The organism is Burkholderia sp. HI2500, assembly GCF_002223055.1.
Taxonomy (GTDB): Bacteria; Pseudomonadota; Gammaproteobacteria; order Burkholderiales; family Burkholderiaceae; genus Burkholderia.
This window is the reverse complement of sequence record NZ_NKFL01000004.1, coordinates 1,310,047-1,331,925: the sequence shown is the minus strand read 5'-3', so window position 1 is coordinate 1,331,925 and position 21,879 is coordinate 1,310,047. Positions and strand designations below refer to the sequence as shown.

The following is a 21,879-nucleotide window of genomic DNA, read 5'->3' as shown; positions in this document are numbered from 1 at the left end:
AGCCGCTCGGGTCTCCATATCGCATGCAGACCCCATTTTTCCACGTTGACGGCTCACCCTTCCGCCGAGATAAACTGTATATCCATACAGCATTGTTTCGCATCATGGAATTAAAGGGCGGTGCATATATTGGCCTGCATGTCCGCACTGTCACGCATGCATGCTGGACCTGCGAGCATTGGGCCGGAACGGCTGATCCCGGCGCCAGTCTCGCCTATTGCACCAACGAACGATGCTCGCCGGTGCGCGCGAATCCTCATCGGGGATGCTGCTGCTGGGTGCGTGCGACGGGCCTAGATGAGCTGGACGATGAGACTTGCGACCAGCTCGCGCAGCGCTATTTCTGAGCCGCGACGGCCGCATATTCGGCGGTCAGCGCACCAATCACCCGAGCAATCGCGTGATCCGTCACGTTCGGGAACGGAAACGCCGCGCGGCCGATTTGCCGGATCGGGCCGGCATGATGCCAGTCGGGCGGCAGGTCCGGCACGATGTCATTCCCGTTCTTGAACAGGTTCAGCGGCACCTTCGCGAGCACCGCCCCAACACTCCCGTTCGTGCTCACCCTCGGCGGTTCGAAGCCGTAGACGGCCGCCGGCGGATGGCCGCCGACCACCATCGCGGCCGCAGCCATGATCGCGATCGCGGCGCCGAGCGAGTGCCCGACGAGCGTCACCGGCCGCCCGTCGATCGAGGCGAGCACGTCAACGGCGATCGCGCCCCACGCCTTCCAGAACCCGTGATGCACCTGGCCGATGCCGATCACATCGATCGGATGCGCGTCAAGATCGGCCGCTACGCAGTCGAGGTTGTCGGTGCCCGGGAAGGCGACGACCAGGCCGCCGGGTGTCTGCCGCACGATTGCGCGCGAGGCGCTATCCGCGTTTCCGATGTCCGGCTTTGCGGAATACGCTTCCTGCGCGAGCAGCGCGTAATCGCGCGGGGTCATTGCAGCGGCGCGCCCGCGAGCGGCATCGAAGCAGGCGAGACGATCAACGGCATCTGCCATGCCGCGCTCAAATCGATCGGGCGAATACGCAACTCAAGCGTTTCGAGGCGGCGGTTGAGAGATTGAAAGTTCCGATTGAGACCCTCCGCAGTCAGTACGTCGCCAGGTTGAAACTTCATCATCGCCTCCGGCGTCATGGGTGCGGCCGGAGTCGTCGCCGGAATCGACGTCGAAGTCTTTGCGGCCTGGAGCGCGTTTTCGTACGTCCCGACCAGATTCACGGCCAGCTCGGCTGCAGCAAAGCCTGCCTGGATGGCCGCCTGAGTCGTCGGCGCCAGCGGAAGTGCCGCCACGACACCTGCAATTGCCGGGATGCCCTGCGTGACAAGCGCTTGGACGCTCGTCGACGTGATGGTCGCGCCGGCCGCACACGCGCCGGCGACGATTGGCTTGACGGTCTTTTCAATCACGACGTTCGCATTCGCAGCGGACGGCAACGTCGGCGCCATGGCCGCATTGAACGCCGAGATCTGGGTGATTGCGCTGTTGGTTGCCGGACACAAGACTGCGGCAATCTGGGCCGGCGATTGTTGAACCGTGCCGAACGACTGGCAGCCGGAAACGAGAAAAGTGGACGCGGCAATGCCTGCCGCGAGCAGCATGAGCTTCTTCATCGGGGATTCCTTCGGGATGGTGCCGCGGCGCGCGGCGGGAGGGTTACAGCTGGGGCGCTGCCGGGACGGCGTTGCGCGCGATCAGGCGGTTGATTACGGCATGCGCGGCTGCGCACACCAGGCCGGTGACGAGGACCGAGACGCTCTCCGGAACCGGCGCATGCGCCAGCGCACTGAGCGCCCATTGAACTGCGGGTTCGACCGTTGCGGCGCTGATCGTGACGCCACCGGTCACGATGCTCGAGGTGGGTGCGGGCATGGCTACTCCTTGCGATCTTGGACGAGCTCGTCCGGGGTGAAGACGAACCCGGCCTTGCGCGGGAACGCCTGGAACACGAAAGTCGGGAACGACCGGTGATGGATGCCGTGCGTCGGCGACCGGTGGAACTTCGCCGACAGCGGCAGCATGTTCGTCATCGCGTCGACGAAGGTCTCGGGCTTCTCCGGGTCGAACGCATGCCAGTCGAAGCCGCGCAGCTCGACTAGCTTGCAGACGAGCCACAGGAACGATTCCTCGACCGGATACAGTTCCTTCGTCGGCTGGTCGGTGATCGGATCGAGCACGGGCAGTTCCTTAACGTCGCCCAGCGCGACGCTGCGCACGGTTGCCCAGTCGATCGCGTCCGAATCTGCCCACTCGCAGAACAGATGGTGATACTCGGGCGCCGGCTGGCCGCTGATCGAACAGCGCAGGCCGGCCGCATGGCCGACCTTCTTCGTGTGGCGAAACGTTTCCGACTCGGTGCGCGGCGGGTGGTCCGGGTAGTACTCGATTTCAACGTCGGTCACGCGCACGGCGTGCTCGCCGGCGATCTTCGGGAGGCTCGCGAGCCCCTCGGCCGTGCACTTCTCGCAGCGCTGCTCGAGCGCGACGTCATGGCTGCATCGGGTCATGTCTGGTTCCAGAAACGAAAAGCCGGCGCGTGGCCGGGCGGGATTGCGAAATTTCGAAAAATCGAAAACCGGTGTGTCAGGCGACGCCGAGTGCCTTCTTGCAGGAACCCCAGAGCGCCAGGCGGTCGGGCATGCCGTTCGGTGTCGCCGCCGAGCGCGGATTGCCGAGGTTGATCGCGCGGCTGATCGCGAGGAAGTCACCAGCGTCTGCGAACGCGCTAAGCGCGTGGTCGGCCCAGAACTGCGCCGAGGCATGCGCGGCGACGGACGGCTGTGTGATCAGGTCCGGGTTTCCCTCCAGGTCGATGCCGATCTTCTGGCCCATCTCACGGAAGTTGTAGCGGCCGGTGATCTGCAGCAGGCCGCCGCCGCGGTACCGGAAGCCATCTCCGGCCCTCGTGTTGCCCAGCTCGGCCGCCTTCGCCGCCGGAGGCTCATATGTGCGCTGCGCGACCGTCGGCCCCCAGATCTCGCGGAGCCACTGGAAGCGCCCTGTTTCGTGACCGCACTGCGCGAGAAACGCGGCTTGGCGCACGGGAGAATCGATCGCATACAGCGCCATCGCGGCCGAGAGCGGATCGGCCCACGGCGTCGCGCGCGCGAGCGGAATCTCCAGCGCGGCGGAAAGGGTTTGTGGTGTCATGGTCATCCCAGAAGCAGTTTCACGACCGCGCTCGCCCAATCGGGAATGGGTTCGTGTCGCAGGTAACGGAAGACGATCACGCCGACGGTGCCGAAGGCGATCGTCGGGCCGGCCACGTTCCGGACGAGGAAGCGCCACGCATCGGCAAGACGACAGAGCGCGCGGACGACGCGCGCGCCGCCCTCCCACGTGTCGACCATCGATTGCGTGTTCGTCTGGATCGTCGACACTGCGATGACGATTGAGTCGATCTTTTCGTCCTGGCGCTGAAGGTGTTCATCCTGAAGCTGTAGGTGGGCCCTCACCTGCTCATCGCTCTCATCGATTCGACGCTCCAATTTCGAAAAGCGCCGTTCCCCATCGCGAAATCGTTCTTCGACGCGCGCGCGTGACGATGCGTTGTCGGTCATTCATCCCCCGGAAATGAAAAAGCCGCCCGTAAGGCGGCTTGCTGTTGTGCGTAGCGCGGACTATTCGCCACTCTCGGCGCCCGGCGAGAACTTCGCGCCGTCGTACATGTATCCGAGGCAGACGAGAGTGCCGGCCGGGACAGGGACCACCTGCGCGCCGGCGGGCGGATCCCATTCCGACGTGCCGTCCCACAGCACGATGTTCACGACGACGTCGTTTTCAACAACTGCGTAGCTAGAAATTGTCATGTGATCACCATTCGAACATCATGAAACCCGGTCCACTGTTACCGCCGGCACCGCCGTTGCCGCCGCCGGCCGTATAGACGCCGCCACCACCACCGCCGCCAGCGCCAAACCCAAATGCATTGGCACCAGCGACGCCGCCATTCGTAGCTCCACGGCCCGCACCGCCGCCTCCACCGAACGGCGAGCTCGCACCCATGCCACCGTTACCGCTCGCATTATTCGCAGTCGTGTCGGATCCGAACGAGCCATTGGGGAATCCGGGGCCGCCGCCGCCGCCGGCTGCGTTGGAGTTCGTTACGGCCTGCCCTCCACCGCCACCACTACCACCGGCGAGCGTGACGGGCGTACCTCCATTGAAGCCTGTACCGGAGATGATCAGGTTCCCGCCCGCTGCTCCGTTGTTGCCGTTGCCCGAGGTCGGCGCAGCGCCGCCGATAGCGGATGCTGGAATCGTGATGTTGACGACGGTCCCCGGGACAACCGCATATGGAACTCGAATGATCGGTTGGCCGGCACCGCCCCCGCCGCCTCCTGCCGACCAAGCAGCAGTGCTTGAAACCGAGCCTGCGCCTCCGGATGCTCCAGCTCCTCCTGCAGCAACTCCGCTCGCCCATACAAGCGAGACGCCGGCTGGAACAGTCCACGACGTGCTCGAAATGAATCGAGCAATGCCACCCCCACCAGCAATGAGCGCTTGCTTGAGGTTCGCGAGCAGCGTCGCGGTCGTTCCATCGTCCGTCGCGTTCTGGCCAGTCAGATCGACGATCAACTGCGCGAGGACGGCCGACATGATGCTCGACTGCCGCCACACCTTGTTCAGTGCTGCCGACTGCGCTGTTCCCGCCTGGAATCCGGTCGCCAGCGCGGCGAGCGCGAGATAGTCTGCCTGCGACAGCACATTCGCGCCCGCGCCCGTCGCGAACGGCTGAAAGTCATTGGTTCCGGACATTGCCTCTCCTGGGCCGCTGTCGAGCGGCCAAAAAAAAGCCACCCGAAGGTGGCCTGCATATGAATGGTTGCGAGGTCAGTTGCCCGCGCAGAGAAACTGCACCGTATCCGTTCCAGTTCCGGTGAAAGTGATCGATGTGCCGGAGCCTTGGGTGACTTTCACCGCGTTTGCAGAAGTCGTGTCATTGGCGGTGCAGGTGTAGCTCGACGAGGACGAAAAGACGGCCGATCCGCTGAGCGTCACCGTGGCAGACCCGGATGAGAGCGCAACCGAGCCTTGCACCATATGCGGTGCGTTCACGCTGGCTCCAGTCGTGCTGTACAGCGGCATTGCTCCAGTCCCAGTCGACGAGAGCGTCGTGAATTTCCCCGTATTCGGCGTGTTGGCGCCGATCGCCGTTCCGTCGATGCCGCCGGTAGTTGAAAAATTTCCGTTTTGCGTGAGCGTCGCCGTGAGCGTGGATGCTGTGCCATTCCACTGGTACCACTGGAAACCACCTGTCGAGCCGCCTCCTTTGGCGTTTACAAAATCCGTCTCGCCGCCGCCGTTCGAGCGGTTCCAGCCGATCGAATTCGTGCCAGTCGTCGTGTTGTTTCCTGGCAGTGTAAGACCCGCAATATTACCGAGCATATAGCTGGTGCTGTTTGCGGAGACATTCCCAAGTGCGGTTACGGTGCCGTTGGCCGTCACATTTCCGGACGTATCTCCTGATACGACCGTCGTTCCCGCAATTGTCTGGAAATTATATGAACCGTTGCCGAACACGAACCGAAACGAAGCCGTCGTTGCATCGCTGCGGATCGCTGCGACCTTATTTCCGGCGCTTCCGTACCAAACGACCGCATCTTTCTGCGGGAGCACGATCGCATTGCCTTCGCCAGCCGTCGTGTTCAGCGCGGAGCTGTGAAACACGATCCCGTTCTCGAATGCGGTGTTGTTGTTGATGATGCCGAGCGCCGCACTCGCGTTTGCGGCGCCAGACGTCACGTCCGGGCGTCCCGACGACAACCAGAGCGCGGGCGTCGTTCCGGTCGTGAACATGTTGTAGGGGTCGAGCCCGACGACGGCCCCCTGGTTCACGACGTCGATCTCGCTGCCCTGGGTGGTGCCAGCTCCCGCCGCGCGGCGCGCCTCGAAGTAACCACCGTAGACGGTTTGAACCTGCGTCGTGTTGTCGTTGATCGCGTAACCGGCGACTCCCTGCGCCGCCATCGATCCAGCAAGCGTGTTGTCCGACGATCGCGTGGCACCGAGCAGCCCGCTACCGCCGCCGGTCGACTGCGACCACGTCTGAGCACAGTCCGTCGAGCATGAAATCAGCGAGCGGAGCCAGGTCGACTGGTTGCCGAACGACGCGAACGCTGGGGATGCAAAAGCGCCGGTCGTCGTGACGTTGTTCAGCGTAGCGCCGCTCGCCAGCACCAGAGAGCCAGTGCCCGTCGCCGTCGTCACGCCGGTGCCGCCCGACGCAACAGGAATCGGTGCGGGCAAGCCAGTGATCGTAACTCCAGTAATCGTGCCACCGGTAATCGCCGCTGCAGCGTTGCTGGTTTTCGCCGCCAACGTTGCATTCAGCTGCGATGCCGTCAGCGGTTGGCCCGGAGCAAACTGAGCATGCGAAGGGAGCGCGCACAGCATCGCAAGCGCCATGAAGGCGCGCATCAGTAAATTCTTCATGGTCGAAATCAGCCGAGAAGTGAAACGTCGAGGACGAACGTATAGTCGAGCAGGTCCTGCGCGATGATCGTGGACGCGCCCCACGCTCCCCTATCGAAGCCGGCGCAATACTGGTTGTCGTTGTCGAACCCGAACAGCGGATCACCATCGATCGTCGTTATCTCGTAATTGACGCGAACGGCCTCGGGTTTGACGCTCAGGAGACCATTATTAAGCAGCGCAATAAACAGTGCCGAGGGCTGCTTGCCGGCCACGCCGATCGTCATCGACATGTCCTGATTGTCCTGGATGAACACCAGCGATCCGGCCGGAGCCAGCAATTCGAGGATCGCTGCGGCGCCGTCCGGCGTGCCGTCCCAGTGGTTCGCGGCGATCTGCGCGCGAATCACCATTCGGAACGTGTCGTCGTCGAGCAGCGTCAGCCCAGTGTCAGGATCGAAAGGCCCCTTCCAGACTCCCTGATCGAAGCCCAGGCCGTCTAGATCGAACGAGAAATACACGCCCGTGAGCGGCGTGCTCACCCGTCGATTCGTACCGACCCATTCGGCTACGGTATCGAGCTGATCGCCGACAGCGACGTCGAGGTCGAACAGCCCAGGCATGCCCTCGAGCACATTGATCTGGTCAACGGCGGGCGCGGCCAGAGCGGCGACCACGGCCATAAAGCGCGGCCGCGGTTGATGCTCCGACGTGATCAGTGCGGTGTAATCGTCCAGTTCTGCCATATTCAAACCGGTGTGATAACTACCTGATCAGGCGTGCATGACGCCGCTTCGTTAAACACCAGCGCATAGTCAGGCGTGCCAGCGCCGCGCGAGCCAGTCAGCGCGAGGGACGCCAGCTTGAACGTCGTCGCTCCCGTCACCCCCTTCGCGGCCGCAATGCACGAGTCCCATTCGACGCACTGCGGCGTGCCGCCACCGATCGCGATCGCGTTGATATAGTCGGACACCGCCTGTTGGATCGCGACGCCTGTCGCGGTCGTGTAGCCCTGCAGTACCCTGAGGGAAATCGCTACAGCGATCGGCGCATCCGTCGGGCGGAAGAACCACATGGTGATAGGCATGCCATAGCGGTTGAGCACCGTAACGGACGTCGTGCCGTACGTTCCTCCACCCGGCGTCTTCTTGACCGCCATCGCGGTCGCGATCGCAGTGGCATCACCACCTTCCACGACCAGCGAAATGGTGTGCGGCGGCAGCCCGTTCGAATCTACGAGATTCGTGTCGTTCTCGTAGGCGGCGAGCCGTGTGACGCCGCTGACATTCTCGACCGCGCCGACGATGCCTTCCAGCACGGTCTGGGACGGGAGCGCCGTCGAGACGGTCTGCCGCTGGCGCAACGCCGCATCAGTTTCGACCGGCGCGCCGACGGCCGCGTCGGCCGCGTTATTCACCGTCTGCCAGCCGCGCGTCGGCGTGCCGATCTGGTCGATCGTGCCGGCCAGCGCAGCGATCGCGCCGAGCGTCTGGCAAGTCGCGGTCACGGTGATCTCGCCGGCCGGCGGAATGGTGACCGTCGCCGGGAGCGCCCACTGGTTTCCGTTCCCGTCCTTCGCAATGCCGTTCGCGATCGTCGTGCCGGCCTGCCCGACGATCAACAGGTCTGCCGTCGAGTACGACGCGACTTGCCGTGCGATGCCGTTGATCTTCACGTTGCTCGACAGCCCGGCGCCGACCGCCTTCGACGGACTGAACGAGTTGTAGACGCCGATGCAGACCGAGTTCACGTCCGCGAGCGCCTGAGCAAACACGGCGAGCAGTTGGCCGTCCTGGCTATCCGGATCGATATACACGTCGACCCCATAGATCGCCTGGTACTGCGCCTGAAGGTACGCGTAAATGTCCGCGTAGGTCGGCGCGGTTATGCCGTTCGCGTCGATCGTCGGCGCGACAGTGGTGAGCGTCGTCGTCACAGGGTGGTCTCGATGGTGGTAGTGCCGTACAGCGTCGTGATCGTCGCGGTAACGGTCAGCTTTCGGGTGGTGCTGTCGAGCGAGCTCGCGTACGCGGTGATCTCGGTGACGCCAGTCGTGCCGAGAATGCACGCGCGGATCGCCGCGTCGGCCGTGTCCTGCGTGTTCTTGCCGATCACGTCGGTTTCCCACGGCATACCGACGGTCGTGTCGAGGAACCACTCGCCGCGCAGCAGGAGCAAGCGCGTGATCACGGCCTGCGCGACGGCGTCCGGCGAGTTCACGAGAAAGTCGTTCGCCGACCCGCCGAAGACGTAGTCGCCGTCAGCGTCGAGTTTTCGGTATCGCATGGGGATCTCAGTTGACGGTGCCGCTGTTCCCGCTGCCCGGCTGCACGCCATTGTGCGTGTGCGTGTCGTCGACGCGCTTGCCGTTCGCGGTGATCTGGCCGATCACGTTCAGCACGCCGTTGAACACCGCGGCCGCGCCGCTCAGCGCGCTGCCGACCATGCCGCCGACGAAGGTCAGCAGGCCCGTGATCGACACGGCATCCGAGAACGTCGCGAGCGGCGCGACGACGTCGAAGCCGCCAGGCGCGACGATCCTCACCTTCTGCAGCGTCGGGTTCAGGTCGATGTACGTCGCGCCGTCGTCGCTGCGCAGCTGAGCGGACGAGGTGCTGACGCCCGACAACGCGCGCGGGCGCGAGCGGAAGCCGAGCAGAACGAACCCGTCCGATAGGTCGTGCATGCGGAGCGCGGCCTGCTCCTGAACGCCGCCCGACTGCCACCACGCATCGAAGCTGCGCGACGCGAACACGACCAGACATTCGTCGCCCGGAGCGACCGGAAAGGTCAGCGTACAATTCCCGCCAGACGGGAACTGCACTGGGCAGTCGACAACAGGCGGCAGCGCGGCAGTCGTGACCGTGCCGTCGTTGGCGCGAACTGGCATCTTGATCGCCGGCTGCACAACGCAGGTCTGCGCGCCAGCGTCGAATGACTCGATCACGCCGGGTAGTGCCGTCCAGATGCCTACCTGCCATCCGCGCAGCGCTTCACGCAGCGACGCCAGCTCGTCGTCGACTCGCTCTTTTCGATCCATCGGGGGAAGAATGCAAAAAATTTTAGCTGCAGCAATCGCCACGCTGTCAGTGGCCAGTGCCACCGCCATTGCGGGAACCAGTGAGGCTTATGTCATGGCGATGAAGCCGCCCGTTGACGGCGTGATCAAAAACGCGTCGATGCTATATATGCTTGATCCGAAGGTTGCGTGCCCTCTTCCTGTCGCGAACTACAAACACATGAGGCTCGCATTCATCTTCAACCCGGCATTCAAGAAGCCGATCACCGGATGTTGGGCAAGGACTAACGACCCGTCCGGAGCGGAGGCCGTCATAGTAGGTAATGATGGGACGTTTCTCCCAAGTGTGAACCTGATGAATCTCTATCGCGTAGACGTTCTCGACAATGGTGATGGGCGCGTTCTCGGACCACTAATGACCGAAGACGAGCGCCAGAAGAACGTCGCAACTTACAAGCAACAGTTCCGTCAGCCGTAGGGATCAATCACACCGAGTTTCGGGGGGACCACGCCGCTGACATTCTGGTCGCTCTTATTCACGAGATTTAGATCCTGTGCTGTCGCATCCACAGCCAGGCAAATCACCTCGTTGTACCAGTCGTTTCCGCGCGTATCGCCCCAAAACTCGTTCGTCATCACGTAATAGAAGCCATCACCGTTGATCCGGTTTTGCAGCGCCGTATTGCGACTAGCGATGGCATCGGCGCTGCTCAAACTGAATTCATATCGCTGGATGCTCGAGTTGTCGAGCTGAATCAGGCGACCGATCTTCACTGCCGGGTTGAGCAGCATGCGCACGGTGATGCCGTTCTGCGTCTGCTCGGGCAGCCCGACCATGCCCGACTTTGCGTTGATCACCGGGATCTCGCCGGGAACATACGACGTCTCGGGCACAATCTGCAGTTGGCCGTCCTGTATCGACCAGAGCGTCTGCGTCGACCGCGCGACCGTTTCGAGGTGGTCGCGCGCCATGCCGAACAGCACCTGGCCTCGCGGCAGAGGATTCGCCGGCAGATCCACGATATAGCCGGCGGTCACGCCAAACTTCCCCATCGCATTCAGGCACGCGTTGACGACGTCGGCATGCGTCGAGCCTGCCGCGAGCGTCGTGTTGACCACAGCGAAGTTGTAAGCCATGTCGCCATCGGCCGCCGTGATGTCGATGTAGGTGTCGGTCGGGCTTTCACGCCCGCGCCGCACCTGAATGATCGACCCGTCGAAGATGATCCCGTAGTTGCCCTCGTAGCCGGCCTGCAGCACCACGCGCGTGAACTCGGCCGCCGCGCGCTGCGCCGTGTTATCGGACACGTTGTAGACCCGGATCCTTGCTGAGTTCGGCGTCTGGAGGTCGCCGCGCTGCACGCGGAATACGATGCGCAGGCCGGACAGGTCCAGCGCGTCGCCGGAGTCCGGGCCGATGATCAGCGAGACTTTGCGGCCGAATTGTTGCGTTCCCATCAGTTTGTCACCCAGAAAACGTGAGAACCAACACCCAGATCATCGAACGTCGGCACGTCATCGGGGCTCGCAGCTCCCTGCACCCATAGACGGCCACCGAAGCCGAGATATCCGTATTGCCCCAATAGGTCGGTTCCCGTCACCAACGGGATACCGTTGACCAGCGGACTGCCGCTCGCGTCCGCAACATCAAGGACCCAGCCCGTGCCCCCAGCCGCGCGATACTGCACCGTCAACTGATAAATGACGCTGCTCAGCGTGACCGTGAACGTCTGTGGGTCCGGCGTCAGCGGGATTTCGTAGAACGTCGTCATCACATGCTCGTCGGTGGAACCGAGCCGCCCGGCGCCGGCGACGCCGGCACTGCTGACTTCGCTCCCGCGTTTTGCGTCTCGGCAGTCGCGGCCGGGTTCGCCTGGTTAGCGCGCGGCGGTAGCTTCGTCGCCTGCGTGCTCACAATGATCACCTGCTTCAGCGACGCCGTTAGCATAAGCGCCGAGCCGGATTTCACGTCCGTGACGACCGAGAGGCCGGTGATCAACATGTTCGAATACTTCCGGCGCGTCGACACAACGTCGATCGGCAGCCGCGTGCCCTGGATCTGCAGCAGTTGGCTGTAGATCGCATCGACGTATGTGCCGGTCGCCATCGTGTTAGCCCCGGTATCGTCGAACGACACGACGGCCGCGCCGAGCAACGCCTCGTAGTCCGCGTTGCTCCATCCGCACTTCATCAGGATCTCGCGCGGCCGCATGTACGCGTGGTCGTTCACCGGCGCCCCGGTTTCAACCGGATGCTCGGTGACGACCACCTCGTCGCTATACACCTCTTCGATGGCGGCCGAGATCGTCACGGTGCCGATCTTCTTGCTGCCGACGAGTGTGACGTCGAGGATGTCGGAAAGCGTGCTCACGTCATCGCCCCTTTCATGTTCCGCACCGTGGCGTCGGCGACACCCTTCTGCTCGCGCGCGACCGACCGCGCGGTCGCATCAGGGTCGCTGGATCCGCTCACCTGAATCTTGACGTCCTGGTTGATCTCGACGTGATTCGACACGCCGGACGGCCCTGCCGACGGCGCGAGCCACTCGGGATTTTGCAGTGCGTTCGACATGATCTTCTTGAGCTTCGCGCCGTAGTTGCGGTCCTCGGCATAGACGCCGGTCAATGCGTCGGCAAACGAAAAGGCGTTGCCCATCACCTTCCGGGCATTCGCGTACGGCTTGCCCTTCGCGAGCAGCTGCGCATGCGCATCGAACGCTTCCTCGAGCGTCTTGAACCGGCGGAACTTCGCCTGGTACGGCGTGCCGTCAGCGCGATGATCAAGGCCCCACACGAAGTCCTGACCCTTGGCGGCCTGGATACTGAACGGGTTGTTGCTGCGCTTCGACAGGCCGCTGCTACCGAATCCGCTTTCAAGCGCCCACTGCGCGAACGTGACCAGCCACGGGACGCCGTACTTGCGCTCCGACTCCTTCGCCGCGGCGATTGCGGCGCGCACGCGATCGATGAAGCCCGGTGCCGACAGATTGCTGCCGCTATTCGAAGTCGCTGGGCCGGGCTGGCCCGGCGCCGGCGCGGGCGGCGCTGCGGTAGACGGCGCACCCTGCGCGCCGCTCGGTTGCGGCCCGTCAATCGTCGGCCCGAGCGCCTGGCGCCGGCGAAGCTCTTCTTCCTCGCTGCTGTTCAGGTCGTCGCTGTGCAGCAGCAGGCCCAAGCCGCCTGCGAGGCGCGCCGCGAACGGCAGCAGCCGGCCGAGCAACCCTACGCCGCCGGCGGCCGTGCCAGCTGTCGATGCGGCCGCCGTGGCAGCACCCATCGCGCGCAGCGCTGTCACCATCTTCCAGATACCGCCGATGATCTGAAACCCGCCCAGCACCTTGAAAATGCCGACCATGAACAGCAGTTTCGTCGACCAGCCATCGGTCGCCTTGTCCAGCTCAAGGAATTCGTCGGCGAGCCACTTCAAGGGCGGTCCCATGGCAGCGGCCGCGCTGACGAAGGCGCTCGCGATGTCGCCGACGCGGCGCGCGATTTCTTCGCCGTGGTCATCCATCCACTTCTGGAAGTGATCGAGCTGCGGCCCGATCTTCTGCAGCATCACGCCCTCAACGCGGATGCCAAGGTTCTCGAACGACGTCCCGATCTCGCGCAGCCGGATCATGAACTGGTGCGAGTCGTCGGCCGCCTTGTCGAGCCCGGTCGTCGCCGACATCTCGCGATACTGCTTCAGGAGCTTCTCGAAGTCCCCGTTGCGCATCGCGAGCATCAGGTTCTCGTCGATCCCGAAGATGTTCGCGTACTGGGCCGCGCGCCAGGTTGGCATCTTGGCGAGCGCGCCGCCGAGATCCGACATGATGTCGACTGTGTCGCGGAGCTCGCCGTTTGCGTTCCGCGTCTGCACGCCGAGGCTCGCGAGATAACCCTCCCCCGCAGGGTTATTGCGCAGGAAGCGCGCGAGGTTCTCGATCGTGCCGAACGCGGCGTCGGTCGACACGCCGAGATTGCGGGCGGCGAAGTCGAACGCGCGTAGGCTCGTCGCCGCAGCGCCCGTGCGCTGCGACACGAAGTACAACCGTTCGAGCTTTGACGCGAACGCGGACACGCCCGCGCCGAGCGTGAGCGCGGCGCCGGAGATCGTGGTGATCAGGCGCGTGACGCCCTTAGTTGCCCCCTCGACGCCCTCCGTGAAGTTCTTCAGGCCCTTCTCGTCGACCTTGAAGCCGAGAGCGACCAGGAACTCGCGGATGACGACCGATTCAGCCATTTTCTCTTTCCTGTCTGCGGCGCCAAGCCGCTTCGTTGTCTGCCCTGACGGCGAGTGAATCGTTCATCAGCGCGACGTCGGCCAGATCAAGCGTCCCGTCCTTCAACGACTCGAACCGGCACATCTGCGCGTGCACGGGCGCGAGCAGCCAGTCCTCGCCGCCGGGCAGCGACTTCAACCAGCCGTAGTCGCCGCCGGGCTGCTCGCTTGGCTGGTAAGCAGCCCGTTGATAAAAGGGCCGAGGTTCTCGACCACGACGCGCACGACCAGCGGCAGCATGGACCCCATGTCCATATCGTCGAACAGCGACGTCTTATGGGCAGCCGACCAGACCTTCGCCCAGCCGTTCTGATGCTGGCGCTCGACTACCGACAGGCATGTCCCGAAGACATACTCGGCATCTTCGTCCTTCAGCCCGGCGAGCGCGTCAGCGAATGGCTGCAGCACCGGCGCGATCGAGTCCACGAGGCCGAGCATGTCTCGCTGTTCGGCGGCCGAGGCATCCTCGCCAGCTGCGAGTGCGCCGAGCGCCGCGTTCGCGGCAGCGTTGCGCGAGCGCTCGATCTCCGCATAGAACTTCATCAGCACTGGAATCATCGACGGGATGATCGGCGCGATGCGGCGGCTCACGTGAAACTGCTGCATCGCGTTCAGCTTGCCGATCTGGTACCGCTTGCCGCCCAACTGGATTTCCGTCGCCATGGTCAGTACGTCCCGAGCAGGCTGTCGATCTTGATCGAGTCGAAGATCCACTCGACGATGTCGCCGTCCTTCGCATACTTCAGTTCCGGCGCCTTCTTGAACGCGCAGCTGCGCGCCGTGATGACATCACCGGCCGCAGTCTGCGACACCTCGATGAGGTTCTTGCCCCAGAGGGCGCTCGACAGCGACTGCGCGTCGTACATCGCCATCAGCTTGGCGTTGACGGGCGCGGTCTTCAGGTAACGCAGCGTCACCTGGCCGGACTTGTCGGCATGCAGGCTATGCATGCCCTCGCCATCCGAGCCGATGGTCATCGTGTTCTTGTCGCCGGCGCGAGCGATCACGATGCCTTCCTCTGCGGTGGCCTCTCCGTAGCCGAGCGAGAACACGCCCGTCGGACCGACGATCGTCGCCGTGACGTCCACAAAGCTATAGGTGCTCATGGTGTTTTTCTTCCTTTACCGGTTGACGGTGAGCGCGATGTCGACGTCGCCGATCGCGCCCGCCTCCTTCGCCGCGACCTGGAACGAGACGGACTTGCGGGCCTCGCGGTCCGCCTGCGATTGCGACGAGATCGGCGGTGCATACACGTAGTAGCCCTTCGACAGCGTCTGTCCCTGCACGATGGCGCCGAAGCCGGCCGAGTTCCACACACCCGGTGCGAGGTAGCCGTTCGTCACGGCCTGGTCGCACACCGACGAGATCGCGCCGGCGATCAGCGCATTACCAGCGTCCGTCTGCGGGATCTTCGTCGGGCTCTGGTACTGGAGGTTGTAGACCGCCGTCTGGACCGCGTTCTTGAACCAGATCGCGTTGTAGATCGAGTCGACGAAGATACCGCTCGGCGTGACGCCGTACTGCACGATCGCGGTGTTGTTCTGGTACGCCGCGAAGACGTTGCAGTTCTTCGACTGCAGCGCGTTGGCCTGCGACGTCGACAGCGTTTCGGCGACGATGCCCGGCTCCTGCTTGTAGTCCATCGTGATCGTCGTGCTGTTGCCGTTGAAGTCGACGGTCAGCAGGCGGCCGAGGAACGAGCTGATCGCGTAAGGGCTCGCGCTCGAGTACTGGATCACCGAGTACTGGTAGTTGAGCGCCTTCAGGCGGCTCGCGAGGTCGGTCGTCACGGTCGAGTCCAGCGCCTGCGGGTTCTGGGTTGTGATCCCGTAGATGTGCGCCTGGTCGGCCTCGATCATCGCCGCAACCGCGACGTGTTGGTCGTCCGTCACCGCGGTGTCCGCGATTTCAATCCCGAGGAACTGATTCGCGAAGCGATCGAGGAAGATCGCGATGGCGTCGGTCGGTTGCTCGGCCGAGATCCCGTTCACCGGTGCCGATGCGAGCCCGCTCGTCAGGCCAAGCATCGCGGAAACGTCGGTTCCGGTGCCGGGCGCGGTCGCATAGCTGACCGTCGACGCCGCGACACCGCCGGCGAGCGTGGCGCCCGACAGCGTGATGGCGGCGCTCGACTTCGCGAGCGTGATCGCATTGCCGGCGTTGCCCACCGCGATCGCGGTCACCCTCGTGACGGCGCCCGCCGTCGAGTAGCTGCACTGGGACAGATTCGCGTCCGTCGAAGCGGCGAGGAACGCCTGCAGGTTGGCTGCCGTGGCCGCCGCGTTGGCACCGATCAGCACCTGGCTGCCCGTCGGCGCGGAAGCGACGAACGTCACGGCCGTGCCGTTGATAGTGACCGTATCGTTCGCGGCGGGGTTCGCCGTCAGCGTGATCGTGCCGCTCGCGGCCGCGCCGATCCCGCTGGAATTGCTCGTCACCAGGAACTGGCTGCCGGTCCACACGACCGTCGCATACGACGCGAGCCCCGCCTGCACGATCGAGGCCACGCCGTTCAGGTTCGAGGCAGACGAGAAGTTCAGCGCGGACACGTTGCGCGCAGCGCCATCGATCGTGATGTTGAACGCGCCATTCGTGATCGCCTGCCACTGCGCGAGCGCCTGCTGCGCCGCCGACAGCACCCCGCCGCGCAGCGAGCCCGACGTCGCCGTCTTCGCCCAGCGGCCGATGCACACGCTCTGCGGCTTCGGCGTCTGACCGAAATATAGCGCCGCAGCGAGGTATTCCGGCGACGCAGTGCCGTAGTCCGCAGCCACGTCGGTGATTCCGGCGTACGGGCGCATCCGCTCGTTCGTGTCGATCACCGTCGATGCGCCCAGAATGAGCGCGGTGTTCAGGTTCGCGCCCTGCGCCGCGAGCGCCGCGAGGCTGAGCGTCACGTTGATGCGGCGCGATACCGGCAGTCCGTTGGACATGCTGATCCCCTACAGGTTGACGTTTATGGTGGATGTGACCGGCGGCGACGCGTCTGTCGTCGTCGACGCCTGCACAGACTTCAGGTTCAGGACCGCGTAGGTGCGCGTGACCTTGCGGCGCAGCTTTACGGACATGTCGTACCGCCGCACCCATTGCTGGTTGACCAGGTCCGGCGCCGCACGGATCTCGGAGACGCCGACGAACGCCATGTCGAGCAGCTGGAGTTGCTCGCGGTTCTGCGGAAGCGAGAGACCGTCGGCAAGCCGCTGCGCATTGCCCTTGGCCTGCGGGCCGTAGAACGTGCAGAGCACGTCGAGATCCTGATGGCGGATGTACGTGTCGCTGCCCTCGTTCGCGCCGTTGTGGACGATCGCCGGGCTGGCGTCTAGCGTCTGCGTCTGGATGCCGAATGCGCACCAGTTGACGCCCGGCTCGGGCTGCTTCGCGACCACTGGTTGCCAGCGCGGCCGCACGAGGTCGGGAGACAGGGCCGTGATACCCGCGACCAGGTCGTGCACCAAGTCATCGAGGGCATCGTCCTCCTCCGGCGGCGTATCGACGGCTGGCGCCAGGTATCCGCCGGTCGAGCTGTCGGTCATAGCGTCATCCCGAGAGGGGTTTCAGGTCGCACGTCGCGCAGACGAAGCCGCGGCCGAAGTGCGAGTAGTCGTTCACGTTGACAACGGTGTAGGTGCGGCCGGCCCAGATCACCTCGTCGGCGTCCTGCCCGGGACTGCCATCCATCAGGCGAAACATCGTGTGAAGCGTGATCGAGCCGATGATTCGGCTGCCGTCGGCATTCCGGTGCAGGATGTCGCCCTTGTCGCTCGTCACGACGGCGGCGAACGGGGTGGCCGTCGGCGTGTTCTGCCCGCGCCCATGCGCGTCGACAACCTGAGTCATGCGGTTGCAGATCAGGCCGGTATCCATGAAATCCGGGTCGAGCAGCACCTCGGTGACGTCGAGGAAAGCCATGCGCTACCCCTTCTTGCGGATCACATACGTGATCGAGTTGCGGTACTGGCCGGTGTCGACCAGCGTGTTCTCGCGCGTGATGCCGCGCCGGCGCCGCGCTTCGAGCGTCGATTCAGCCAGTTCGGGGGCGATGTTGCTGTTGATCTTCGCGCGCACGGAGTTCTGTGCCGCGATGCCGGCCATGTTGAGCCGGCGCTGGACCTGTTCGAGGTCGCCATCGAGCGCTGCTTCGACGCCCTTCTGCAGCTGCGGCTCGAACTTCGGCCGCGCGTCCTGCACACCGGGCACGAGGTGCGGGCGCGCGGGGATGTTGTTAGCTGGGGATCCAGTCTCCTGGATGTAGCCGATCTCGGCGTTGCTGAGCGGTTCGCCGTCGTCCTTGCGACCGGCCGTGCTGTCGGGCACGCCGACGAGCACCTCCTGTTTCACAAGACCGGCGATCGACTTCAGCACCTCGTCGAGGCGGTCGATTTTCATGCTGCCCATGGGGTTCTCCCAGCGGGCAGCGGCGGCGCTACAGCTGCATGCCGCCCGCGCCCATCATCATCGCGAGGCTGAGATAACGGATTCCGTACATGGTGCTGTTCCAGAATCCACCGTCCTTGATGGCAACGGCCGCAGTGTCGTAGCTGGCGCTCACCTTGTCGACGGACTTCGCCGACTGCGGCCCGGTCACCTGGCCGGGCACCGCTCCGACGGCCGCCGCGTTCTGGTCGCGCATCGATAGCGCGACATGGTGCGCGGTACAGAGCCCGATCCCGATGTCGGTCAGCTCCTGCCAGCGCTCCGGATTCACGAGCGACACGGACACGGTCAGCCAGATCTGGATAACCGCATCGGGGTACAGCGTCGAATTCTCGAATTCAGGAAACGTCTGGCGGAACTGAGCGATATCCACGGGTCACCTTCGGTTGAAGATGGCGGGCGCGCCAGTGGCGCCCCGCCTGCGGCCATTATGCCTGCTTGCCGCCCTGCTTCTGGCTGCCGCTCGCCTTCTGCGACGCAGCGTCGGCAGCAGCTGCCTGAACAGCCTCGAACGCCGCAACGTTCGAGGCATGCTCCAGTTCGCGCGCGGCGATCGAGCCCTCCCGCGCGTCGAGCTCGGCGGCACGAGCGTCGATGCCCTTCGACATCGCGTCGAGCTCGGCACGCTGTTCGGCCAGCCGGCCGCCCTCGGCTTCGAGCTCGGCGCGCGCCGCCGCGAGCGCCGCGGACATGTCGCCGCCGGCCGCCGCCGGCGCGTCACCAGGATCGCCGAGGTGGTGCTTCACGTACCAGTTTTCGGCGACGGCCTCGTCGACCGTATGCATGCCGACGTGGAAGTCGGTGTGCTTGCCGTCAGCGCCGAGCAGCTTGAACGCCTTCGCTACGTAGATCTTCGTCTTCGCCATGATGCCCCCTTACACGCCGTCGCGGTAGCCGATCGTTTCCGGATACACGACTTCGACGACACCGAGCCGGCCGAAGTACGTCGTCAGCTGGCGGATGTCGCGATACTCGAGCGGCGTGCGTTGCAGCGGCACGAGCGGGAAGCGAACGCGGTTCTTGTCCTTCGTGTACGCGACCATGCGGTTCGTGTTGCTCGCGCCGCGGTTCGTGAGCCACTTCGACGGGTAGATCTCGAGCGGGCGGCCGTTGATGGCGTTCGACAGCGAGTTGTTCTTCAGGAACTGCAGGATGCTGATATTGCCCGCGCTGCTCACGATTTCCGAGTTCAGGCGCGAGAAGTTCAGCGGATCGATCAGCAGGCGCTCGGGGCACACGGCATATGCCGATGCCGCCCACACGCTGTTGAGCAGCTCGTTCACGTCGGCGAGCATCTGCGCCGGCGTCGCGCTGCCCCAGTTGCCGGTGATCGCGTTGCTGGTGTTGGTCACCGTCGCAGCGTTCACGAGCCCCGTCACGCCGAGGATCGGGTCGCCGATGTACACCTGCTCATCGACGTCCATGTTGTGCTTCAGCTGCATGCCCTCGAACTTCTGCTGATCGACCGGGCGACCGAGCTTCTGCGCGGATTCGAGTTCCGGGATCGTCCAGCCGATCTGCATGCCCCAGAGGGTGAGCGGATTCGGCGTCTTGCCGATGTCCAGCGACAGGCCGGCGATCGCGCTCGCATCCTTGCCGATCCACGACTTGCCATTCGGCGACGCGCCGCCGGCAGCCGCAAACGTCGAGTTCGTGAACGACGACACCTCGTCGGCGATCGACACATCCTCGCGGAGGTCGATGTCGCGCGACCAGGTGACGGACGCGAGCGGCATGTGCAGCGTCTGGTCGAGACGTTCCAGCTCGCCGACGAGGAACGAGCCGGTGCTGTCGATCGTCGCCGCGTCGAACGTCATCAGCGCGTCGCGCGTGCGTGCGCGGATGATCGCCGGCGCGCCGACGATGGCGATGCCCGCCGCGCGGGCGAGCAGCGGTTTGTTGTGAGTCGTCATGTCGGCTCCCTTAGATGTTGTAGGCGATTTCGACGTTGCCGGCGGCATCGGCCGCCGCCATGAACGTCGCGCCGGCGATGGCGATCGTGTTCGTGCCGTCAGCCGCTGCTTCGATGCCGCCGATCGGCTTGCCGGCTGCGGCCGCCGCAACGCGCACGTAGACCTGGCCGTTGAGCGTGGCAACGCCCGCGTTCAGCTGGACGGTCATGTAACCGCGGCGCAGGATGTCGGCCGGCCCCTTGGTCGGGGGCGTCGACGTGCCGACGGGGTCTTGCGAGCTCTGCGTCGGGAACGGGCGCACGAGCAGGCCGTAGACGGCCGTGGCGACGTCACCCGCGCCGATCGGCACGAACTTGCCGCTCACGACCTTGCCGAACAGGCCATACGCCGAGAACGGGTTCGTCGAATCGAAGAACCCCGTCTCGACCGTGGCCTGCGACTGCCGGCTGATGTCGCCGGGAATGCCCGAAGGCATGCGATACAGAATTGCGTTGCCCATGTGGCACTCTCCTTATTGGCCGGCCCGCTTGGACCAGAATTCCGCGTTGCGCTTGTTGATGTCGGCGATCGTGGTTGCCTTGCCGAAATCGCGCGTGTTCACCTTGCCGCTCGAGGCGCCGGCGTTGTTCTTCGCCCGCATCAGCTCGGCCGCGCCGGTGAAGATGGTGTCGACGACGCGTGCCGGCATAGTGTCGAAGTCCGGAGCGCGGCCGCCGAGGAACGGCGCGATCGCGGCGCGGCCGGCGTCCGTCTCGTATGCCTGGTCGAGCGCCTTGCGCTGGCAGCGGCAGAGCGCGGCCGCGCGGTCCTTCGTCTTCAGGCCGTCGAGCGTCGGGAGCTTCACGCCCGGAGCGAGGATCTCCGCGCGTGCCGGGATCAGGCGCGCGGAGTCGCCGGTGTACAGGTCGACGCCCGACTGATCGAGGCGGCCGGCCGTTTCAGCCTCGATGACGGTGTCCGTCGTCTCGTCCATCTCATCGTCCTCTTCCTCGTCGTCGTCCTCGGTTTCGCGCTCAGCGTCGCGCGCGGCGAGGCGGTTGATCTTGCGATCGAGGGCCTTGACCGTCTTCGTGAGCGCTGCGATCGCATCAGCCGTCTTGCCCTCGCGCTCGGCTGCTTCGCGCTTCTCGCGCTCTTCCTCGGACTCTTCGTCCATCGACTTGCGGCCCTCTTCGAGCGCTTCCTCGACGCCGTCCTCGTCGCCGGTCTTCAGCGACTTCATCAGGCGGTCGAGCCACGACGAGCGGCGCGGCGGCTTCGTGGTCGGCTTGCTGTCTTTCGTCTTCATCTCGGGTTCCTTATCGCCGATCGCGCAGCGCGGGCCGCAGCGGCCGCGAGGGACGATGGCTACGTGGTTGACAACGATGTTCCGCTGTACCCCGCGGCCGGGTGATACCTGTTCGTAGTCAGCCTCGTAGCCGAGGCTGACCTCTTCGATTTCTTCGTACTGCACCGCTTCGATCGCTTCCTGCGCGGTGATCAGCAGATCGGCGAGGATCAGGTCGTTCTCGATCCCGTCGCCCCGGCGGATGTTCAGCATCACGCCCTTGCCGAGCGCGGAGAATGTCGCTGGGGTTACGAAGTCGTCGGGGTGATCCAATGTCACCGGCTTGCCGGCGCAGCTTGCGAGCGTCTCGTCGCGGAACACCTCTTCCGGCGTGCGGCTGATGCGGATCAGGCCGTCCGGCCCCGCCTCGATCGGAACCTCGCCATCGGCGTACAGCATCTCGCCGGTGCGCGCGACGGGAACGTCCTCGCACAGCAGGAAGCCCTCGGGCGTGAGCGAACGCTTCGGCCCGAGCTTCTGGATCGTGTAGAAGCGCATG

General features: G+C 64.7%; 30 protein-coding genes. 1 reads left to right on the top strand and 29 read right to left on the bottom strand.

Translation table 11 applies throughout. The annotated features are described in order from the left end of the window. Nucleotides 1–337 precede the first annotated feature (337 nt). The 13 genes from CFB45_RS08975 to CFB45_RS08920 form a co-directional block, all read right to left on the bottom strand. The gene (locus CFB45_RS08975) at nucleotides 338–949 is read right to left on the bottom strand and encodes a lipase family protein (protein WP_089425327.1); all 612 of its coding nucleotides are present in this window, start codon (nucleotides 947–949) and stop codon (nucleotides 338–340) included. Continuing rightward, a complete protein-coding gene (locus tag CFB45_RS08970) occupies nucleotides 946–1,623 on the bottom strand; it encodes a hypothetical protein (RefSeq protein ID WP_089425326.1) in 678 nt (225 codons plus the stop codon). The genes CFB45_RS08975 and CFB45_RS08970 overlap by 4 nt, the downstream gene beginning before the upstream one ends. A 43-nt stretch (nucleotides 1,624–1,666) precedes the next feature. Then, nucleotides 1,667–1,882 (bottom strand): hypothetical protein, encoded by a 216-nt coding sequence (locus CFB45_RS08965; RefSeq protein ID WP_089425325.1) that lies wholly within the window; start codon nucleotides 1,880–1,882, stop codon nucleotides 1,667–1,669. A 2-nt stretch (nucleotides 1,883–1,884) separates the two neighbouring features. Further along, the gene (locus CFB45_RS08960) at nucleotides 1,885–2,517 is read right to left on the bottom strand and encodes a hypothetical protein (RefSeq protein WP_089425324.1); all 633 of its coding nucleotides are present in this window, start codon (nucleotides 2,515–2,517) and stop codon (nucleotides 1,885–1,887) included. Nucleotides 2,518–2,593: 76 nt separating this feature from the next. After that, nucleotides 2,594–3,160, bottom strand: a complete 567-nt coding sequence (locus CFB45_RS08955; RefSeq protein ID WP_256978176.1) for a glycoside hydrolase family 19 protein — start codon at nucleotides 3,158–3,160, stop codon at nucleotides 2,594–2,596. A gap of 2 nt (nucleotides 3,161–3,162) precedes the next feature. Further along, the gene (locus CFB45_RS39385) at nucleotides 3,163–3,570 is read right to left on the bottom strand and encodes a hypothetical protein (protein ID WP_256978175.1); all 408 of its coding nucleotides are present in this window, start codon (nucleotides 3,568–3,570) and stop codon (nucleotides 3,163–3,165) included. A gap of 60 nt (nucleotides 3,571–3,630) precedes the next feature. Next, nucleotides 3,631–3,819 (bottom strand): hypothetical protein, encoded by a 189-nt coding sequence (locus CFB45_RS08950; protein ID WP_218828871.1) that lies wholly within the window; start codon nucleotides 3,817–3,819, stop codon nucleotides 3,631–3,633. 4 nt (nucleotides 3,820–3,823) lie between these two features. After that, a complete protein-coding gene (locus tag CFB45_RS08945; protein WP_089425322.1) occupies nucleotides 3,824–4,768 on the bottom strand; it encodes a hypothetical protein in 945 nt (314 codons plus the stop codon). A gap of 75 nt (nucleotides 4,769–4,843) precedes the next feature. Continuing rightward, entirely contained in the window at nucleotides 4,844–6,445 is a 1,602-nt protein-coding gene (locus tag CFB45_RS39380; RefSeq protein WP_256978173.1) for a hypothetical protein, read from the bottom strand. 8 nt (nucleotides 6,446–6,453) lie between these two features. Beyond that, nucleotides 6,454–7,170: a DUF2612 domain-containing protein gene (locus tag CFB45_RS08935; protein WP_089425321.1), complete on the bottom strand. Its 717-nt coding sequence runs from the start codon at nucleotides 7,168–7,170 to the stop codon at nucleotides 6,454–6,456. Between the two features lie 2 nt (nucleotides 7,171–7,172). Continuing rightward, a complete protein-coding gene (locus CFB45_RS08930; protein ID WP_089425320.1) occupies nucleotides 7,173–8,360 on the bottom strand; it encodes a baseplate J/gp47 family protein in 1,188 nt (395 codons plus the stop codon). Next, nucleotides 8,357–8,710 carry a hypothetical protein gene (locus CFB45_RS08925; RefSeq protein ID WP_089425319.1) on the bottom strand — a complete coding sequence of 118 codons (354 nt, stop codon included), beginning with the start codon at nucleotides 8,708–8,710 and terminating at the stop codon, nucleotides 8,357–8,359. The genes CFB45_RS08930 and CFB45_RS08925 overlap by 4 nt, the downstream gene beginning before the upstream one ends. Nucleotides 8,711–8,717: 7 nt before the next feature. Next, nucleotides 8,718–9,464, bottom strand: coding sequence for a Gp138 family membrane-puncturing spike protein (locus tag CFB45_RS08920; protein ID WP_089425318.1), 747 nt, complete (start codon nucleotides 9,462–9,464; stop codon nucleotides 8,718–8,720). A 10-nt stretch (nucleotides 9,465–9,474) separates the two neighbouring features. Between CFB45_RS08920 and CFB45_RS08915 the strand changes: the two genes are divergently transcribed. Continuing rightward, nucleotides 9,475–9,921 (top strand): hypothetical protein, encoded by a 447-nt coding sequence (locus CFB45_RS08915; protein WP_089425317.1) that lies wholly within the window; start codon nucleotides 9,475–9,477, stop codon nucleotides 9,919–9,921. Here CFB45_RS08915 and CFB45_RS08910 read toward each other — a convergent pair. Genes CFB45_RS08910 through CFB45_RS08835 form a run of 16 tightly spaced genes read right to left on the bottom strand, consistent with a single transcriptional unit; the run spans nucleotide 9,912 to nucleotide 21,878 of the window. Beyond that, on the bottom strand, nucleotides 9,912–10,901 hold the full coding sequence (locus CFB45_RS08910) for a phage protein (RefSeq protein WP_089425316.1): 990 nt from the start codon (nucleotides 10,899–10,901) through the stop codon (nucleotides 9,912–9,914). The two genes, CFB45_RS08915 and CFB45_RS08910, sit on opposite strands and share 10 nt — an antisense overlap. Next, nucleotides 10,901–11,215, bottom strand: coding sequence for a phage baseplate plug family protein (locus CFB45_RS08905; RefSeq protein WP_089425315.1), 315 nt, complete (start codon nucleotides 11,213–11,215; stop codon nucleotides 10,901–10,903). Before CFB45_RS08905 ends, CFB45_RS08910 begins: the two co-directional genes overlap by 1 nt. Beyond that, entirely contained in the window at nucleotides 11,215–11,814 is a 600-nt protein-coding gene (locus CFB45_RS08900) for a phage baseplate protein (protein ID WP_089425314.1), read from the bottom strand. Before CFB45_RS08900 ends, CFB45_RS08905 begins: the two co-directional genes overlap by 1 nt. Next, entirely contained in the window at nucleotides 11,811–13,667 is a 1,857-nt protein-coding gene (locus tag CFB45_RS38265; protein ID WP_144025188.1) for a glucosaminidase domain-containing protein, read from the bottom strand. Before CFB45_RS38265 ends, CFB45_RS08900 begins: the two co-directional genes overlap by 4 nt. Continuing rightward, nucleotides 13,660–13,845 (bottom strand): DUF6889 family protein, encoded by a 186-nt coding sequence (locus CFB45_RS08890; RefSeq protein ID WP_059723640.1) that lies wholly within the window; start codon nucleotides 13,843–13,845, stop codon nucleotides 13,660–13,662. Before CFB45_RS08890 ends, CFB45_RS38265 begins: the two co-directional genes overlap by 8 nt. Then, nucleotides 13,842–14,369 carry a phage tail assembly chaperone gene (locus CFB45_RS08885; RefSeq protein WP_089425313.1) on the bottom strand — a complete coding sequence of 176 codons (528 nt, stop codon included), beginning with the start codon at nucleotides 14,367–14,369 and terminating at the stop codon, nucleotides 13,842–13,844. Before CFB45_RS08885 ends, CFB45_RS08890 begins: the two co-directional genes overlap by 4 nt. 2 nt (nucleotides 14,370–14,371) lie before the next feature. Next, complete coding sequence (locus CFB45_RS08880; RefSeq protein WP_089425312.1) at nucleotides 14,372–14,812, bottom strand: phage structural protein; 441 nt, start codon at nucleotides 14,810–14,812, stop codon at nucleotides 14,372–14,374. A gap of 15 nt (nucleotides 14,813–14,827) precedes the next feature. Beyond that, a complete protein-coding gene (locus CFB45_RS08875; protein WP_089425311.1) occupies nucleotides 14,828–16,639 on the bottom strand; it encodes a DUF3383 domain-containing protein in 1,812 nt (603 codons plus the stop codon). Nucleotides 16,640–16,648: 9 nt separating this feature from the next. Further along, complete coding sequence (locus CFB45_RS08870; protein ID WP_089425310.1) at nucleotides 16,649–17,239, bottom strand: phage neck terminator protein; 591 nt, start codon at nucleotides 17,237–17,239, stop codon at nucleotides 16,649–16,651. A gap of 4 nt (nucleotides 17,240–17,243) precedes the next feature. Then, a complete protein-coding gene (locus tag CFB45_RS08865) occupies nucleotides 17,244–17,615 on the bottom strand; it encodes a hypothetical protein (protein WP_089425309.1) in 372 nt (123 codons plus the stop codon). A 3-nt stretch (nucleotides 17,616–17,618) separates the two neighbouring features. Continuing rightward, nucleotides 17,619–18,101: a hypothetical protein gene (locus tag CFB45_RS08860; protein ID WP_089425308.1), complete on the bottom strand. Its 483-nt coding sequence runs from the start codon at nucleotides 18,099–18,101 to the stop codon at nucleotides 17,619–17,621. A gap of 28 nt (nucleotides 18,102–18,129) precedes the next feature. Next, nucleotides 18,130–18,513, bottom strand: coding sequence for a DUF4054 domain-containing protein (locus tag CFB45_RS08855; RefSeq protein ID WP_049096470.1), 384 nt, complete (start codon nucleotides 18,511–18,513; stop codon nucleotides 18,130–18,132). 55 nt (nucleotides 18,514–18,568) lie between these two features. Then, a complete protein-coding gene (locus tag CFB45_RS08850) occupies nucleotides 18,569–19,006 on the bottom strand; it encodes an STY1053 family phage-associated protein (protein WP_089425307.1) in 438 nt (145 codons plus the stop codon). Nucleotides 19,007–19,015: 9 nt separating this feature from the next. Then, a complete protein-coding gene (locus CFB45_RS08845) occupies nucleotides 19,016–20,053 on the bottom strand; it encodes a DUF2184 domain-containing protein (RefSeq protein ID WP_089425306.1) in 1,038 nt (345 codons plus the stop codon). Nucleotides 20,054–20,063: 10 nt separating this feature from the next. Then, a complete protein-coding gene (locus CFB45_RS08840) occupies nucleotides 20,064–20,552 on the bottom strand; it encodes a structural cement protein Gp24 (RefSeq protein ID WP_089425305.1) in 489 nt (162 codons plus the stop codon). 12 nt (nucleotides 20,553–20,564) lie between these two features. Further along, nucleotides 20,565–21,878: a DUF2213 domain-containing protein gene (locus CFB45_RS08835; protein WP_089425304.1), complete on the bottom strand. Its 1,314-nt coding sequence runs from the start codon at nucleotides 21,876–21,878 to the stop codon at nucleotides 20,565–20,567. Nucleotide 21,879: the final 1 nt, after the last annotated feature.

What these genes read in the sequence shown, in the direction of transcription:
- CFB45_RS08975 (WP_089425327.1), bottom strand. Translation starts at nt 949, where the DNA reads ATGACCCCGCGCGATTACGCGCTGCTCGCGCAGGAAGCGTATTCCGCA.
- CFB45_RS08970 (WP_089425326.1), bottom strand. Translation starts at nt 1,623, where the DNA reads ATGAAGAAGCTCATGCTGCTCGCGGCAGGCATTGCCGCGTCCACTTTT.
- CFB45_RS08965 (WP_089425325.1), bottom strand. Translation starts at nt 1,882, where the DNA reads ATGCCCGCACCCACCTCGAGCATCGTGACCGGTGGCGTCACGATCAGC.
- CFB45_RS08960 (WP_089425324.1), bottom strand. Translation starts at nt 2,517, where the DNA reads ATGACCCGATGCAGCCATGACGTCGCGCTCGAGCAGCGCTGCGAGAAG.
- CFB45_RS08955 (WP_256978176.1), bottom strand. Translation starts at nt 3,160, where the DNA reads ATGACACCACAAACCCTTTCCGCCGCGCTGGAGATTCCGCTCGCGCGC.
- CFB45_RS39385 (WP_256978175.1), bottom strand. Translation starts at nt 3,570, where the DNA reads ATGACCGACAACGCATCGTCACGCGCGCGCGTCGAAGAACGATTTCGC.
- CFB45_RS08950 (WP_218828871.1), bottom strand. Translation starts at nt 3,819, where the DNA reads ATGACAATTTCTAGCTACGCAGTTGTTGAAAACGACGTCGTCGTGAAC.
- CFB45_RS08945 (WP_089425322.1), bottom strand. Translation starts at nt 4,768, where the DNA reads ATGTCCGGAACCAATGACTTTCAGCCGTTCGCGACGGGCGCGGGCGCG.
- CFB45_RS39380 (WP_256978173.1), bottom strand. Translation starts at nt 6,445, where the DNA reads ATGAAGAATTTACTGATGCGCGCCTTCATGGCGCTTGCGATGCTGTGC.
- CFB45_RS08935 (WP_089425321.1), bottom strand. Translation starts at nt 7,170, where the DNA reads ATGGCAGAACTGGACGATTACACCGCACTGATCACGTCGGAGCATCAA.
- CFB45_RS08925 (WP_089425319.1), bottom strand. Translation starts at nt 8,710, where the DNA reads ATGCGATACCGAAAACTCGACGCTGACGGCGACTACGTCTTCGGCGGG.
- CFB45_RS08920 (WP_089425318.1), bottom strand. Translation starts at nt 9,464, where the DNA reads ATGGATCGAAAAGAGCGAGTCGACGACGAGCTGGCGTCGCTGCGTGAA.
- CFB45_RS08915 (WP_089425317.1), top strand. Translation starts at nt 9,475, where the DNA reads ATGCAAAAAATTTTAGCTGCAGCAATCGCCACGCTGTCAGTGGCCAGT.
- CFB45_RS08910 (WP_089425316.1), bottom strand. Translation starts at nt 10,901, where the DNA reads ATGGGAACGCAACAATTCGGCCGCAAAGTCTCGCTGATCATCGGCCCG.
- CFB45_RS08905 (WP_089425315.1), bottom strand. Translation starts at nt 11,215, where the DNA reads ATGACGACGTTCTACGAAATCCCGCTGACGCCGGACCCACAGACGTTC.
- CFB45_RS38265 (WP_144025188.1), bottom strand. Translation starts at nt 13,667, where the DNA reads ATGGCTGAATCGGTCGTCATCCGCGAGTTCCTGGTCGCTCTCGGCTTC.
- CFB45_RS08885 (WP_089425313.1), bottom strand. Translation starts at nt 14,369, where the DNA reads ATGGCGACGGAAATCCAGTTGGGCGGCAAGCGGTACCAGATCGGCAAG.
- CFB45_RS08880 (WP_089425312.1), bottom strand. Translation starts at nt 14,812, where the DNA reads ATGAGCACCTATAGCTTTGTGGACGTCACGGCGACGATCGTCGGTCCG.
- CFB45_RS08875 (WP_089425311.1), bottom strand. Translation starts at nt 16,639, where the DNA reads ATGTCCAACGGACTGCCGGTATCGCGCCGCATCAACGTGACGCTCAGC.
- CFB45_RS08870 (WP_089425310.1), bottom strand. Translation starts at nt 17,239, where the DNA reads ATGACCGACAGCTCGACCGGCGGATACCTGGCGCCAGCCGTCGATACG.
- CFB45_RS08865 (WP_089425309.1), bottom strand. Translation starts at nt 17,615, where the DNA reads ATGGCTTTCCTCGACGTCACCGAGGTGCTGCTCGACCCGGATTTCATG.
- CFB45_RS08860 (WP_089425308.1), bottom strand. Translation starts at nt 18,101, where the DNA reads ATGGGCAGCATGAAAATCGACCGCCTCGACGAGGTGCTGAAGTCGATC.
- CFB45_RS08850 (WP_089425307.1), bottom strand. Translation starts at nt 19,006, where the DNA reads ATGGCGAAGACGAAGATCTACGTAGCGAAGGCGTTCAAGCTGCTCGGC.
- CFB45_RS08845 (WP_089425306.1), bottom strand. Translation starts at nt 20,053, where the DNA reads ATGACGACTCACAACAAACCGCTGCTCGCCCGCGCGGCGGGCATCGCC.
- CFB45_RS08840 (WP_089425305.1), bottom strand. Translation starts at nt 20,552, where the DNA reads ATGGGCAACGCAATTCTGTATCGCATGCCTTCGGGCATTCCCGGCGAC.
- CFB45_RS08835 (WP_089425304.1), bottom strand. Translation starts at nt 21,878, where the DNA reads ATGCGCTTCTACACGATCCAGAAGCTCGGGCCGAAGCGTTCGCTCACG.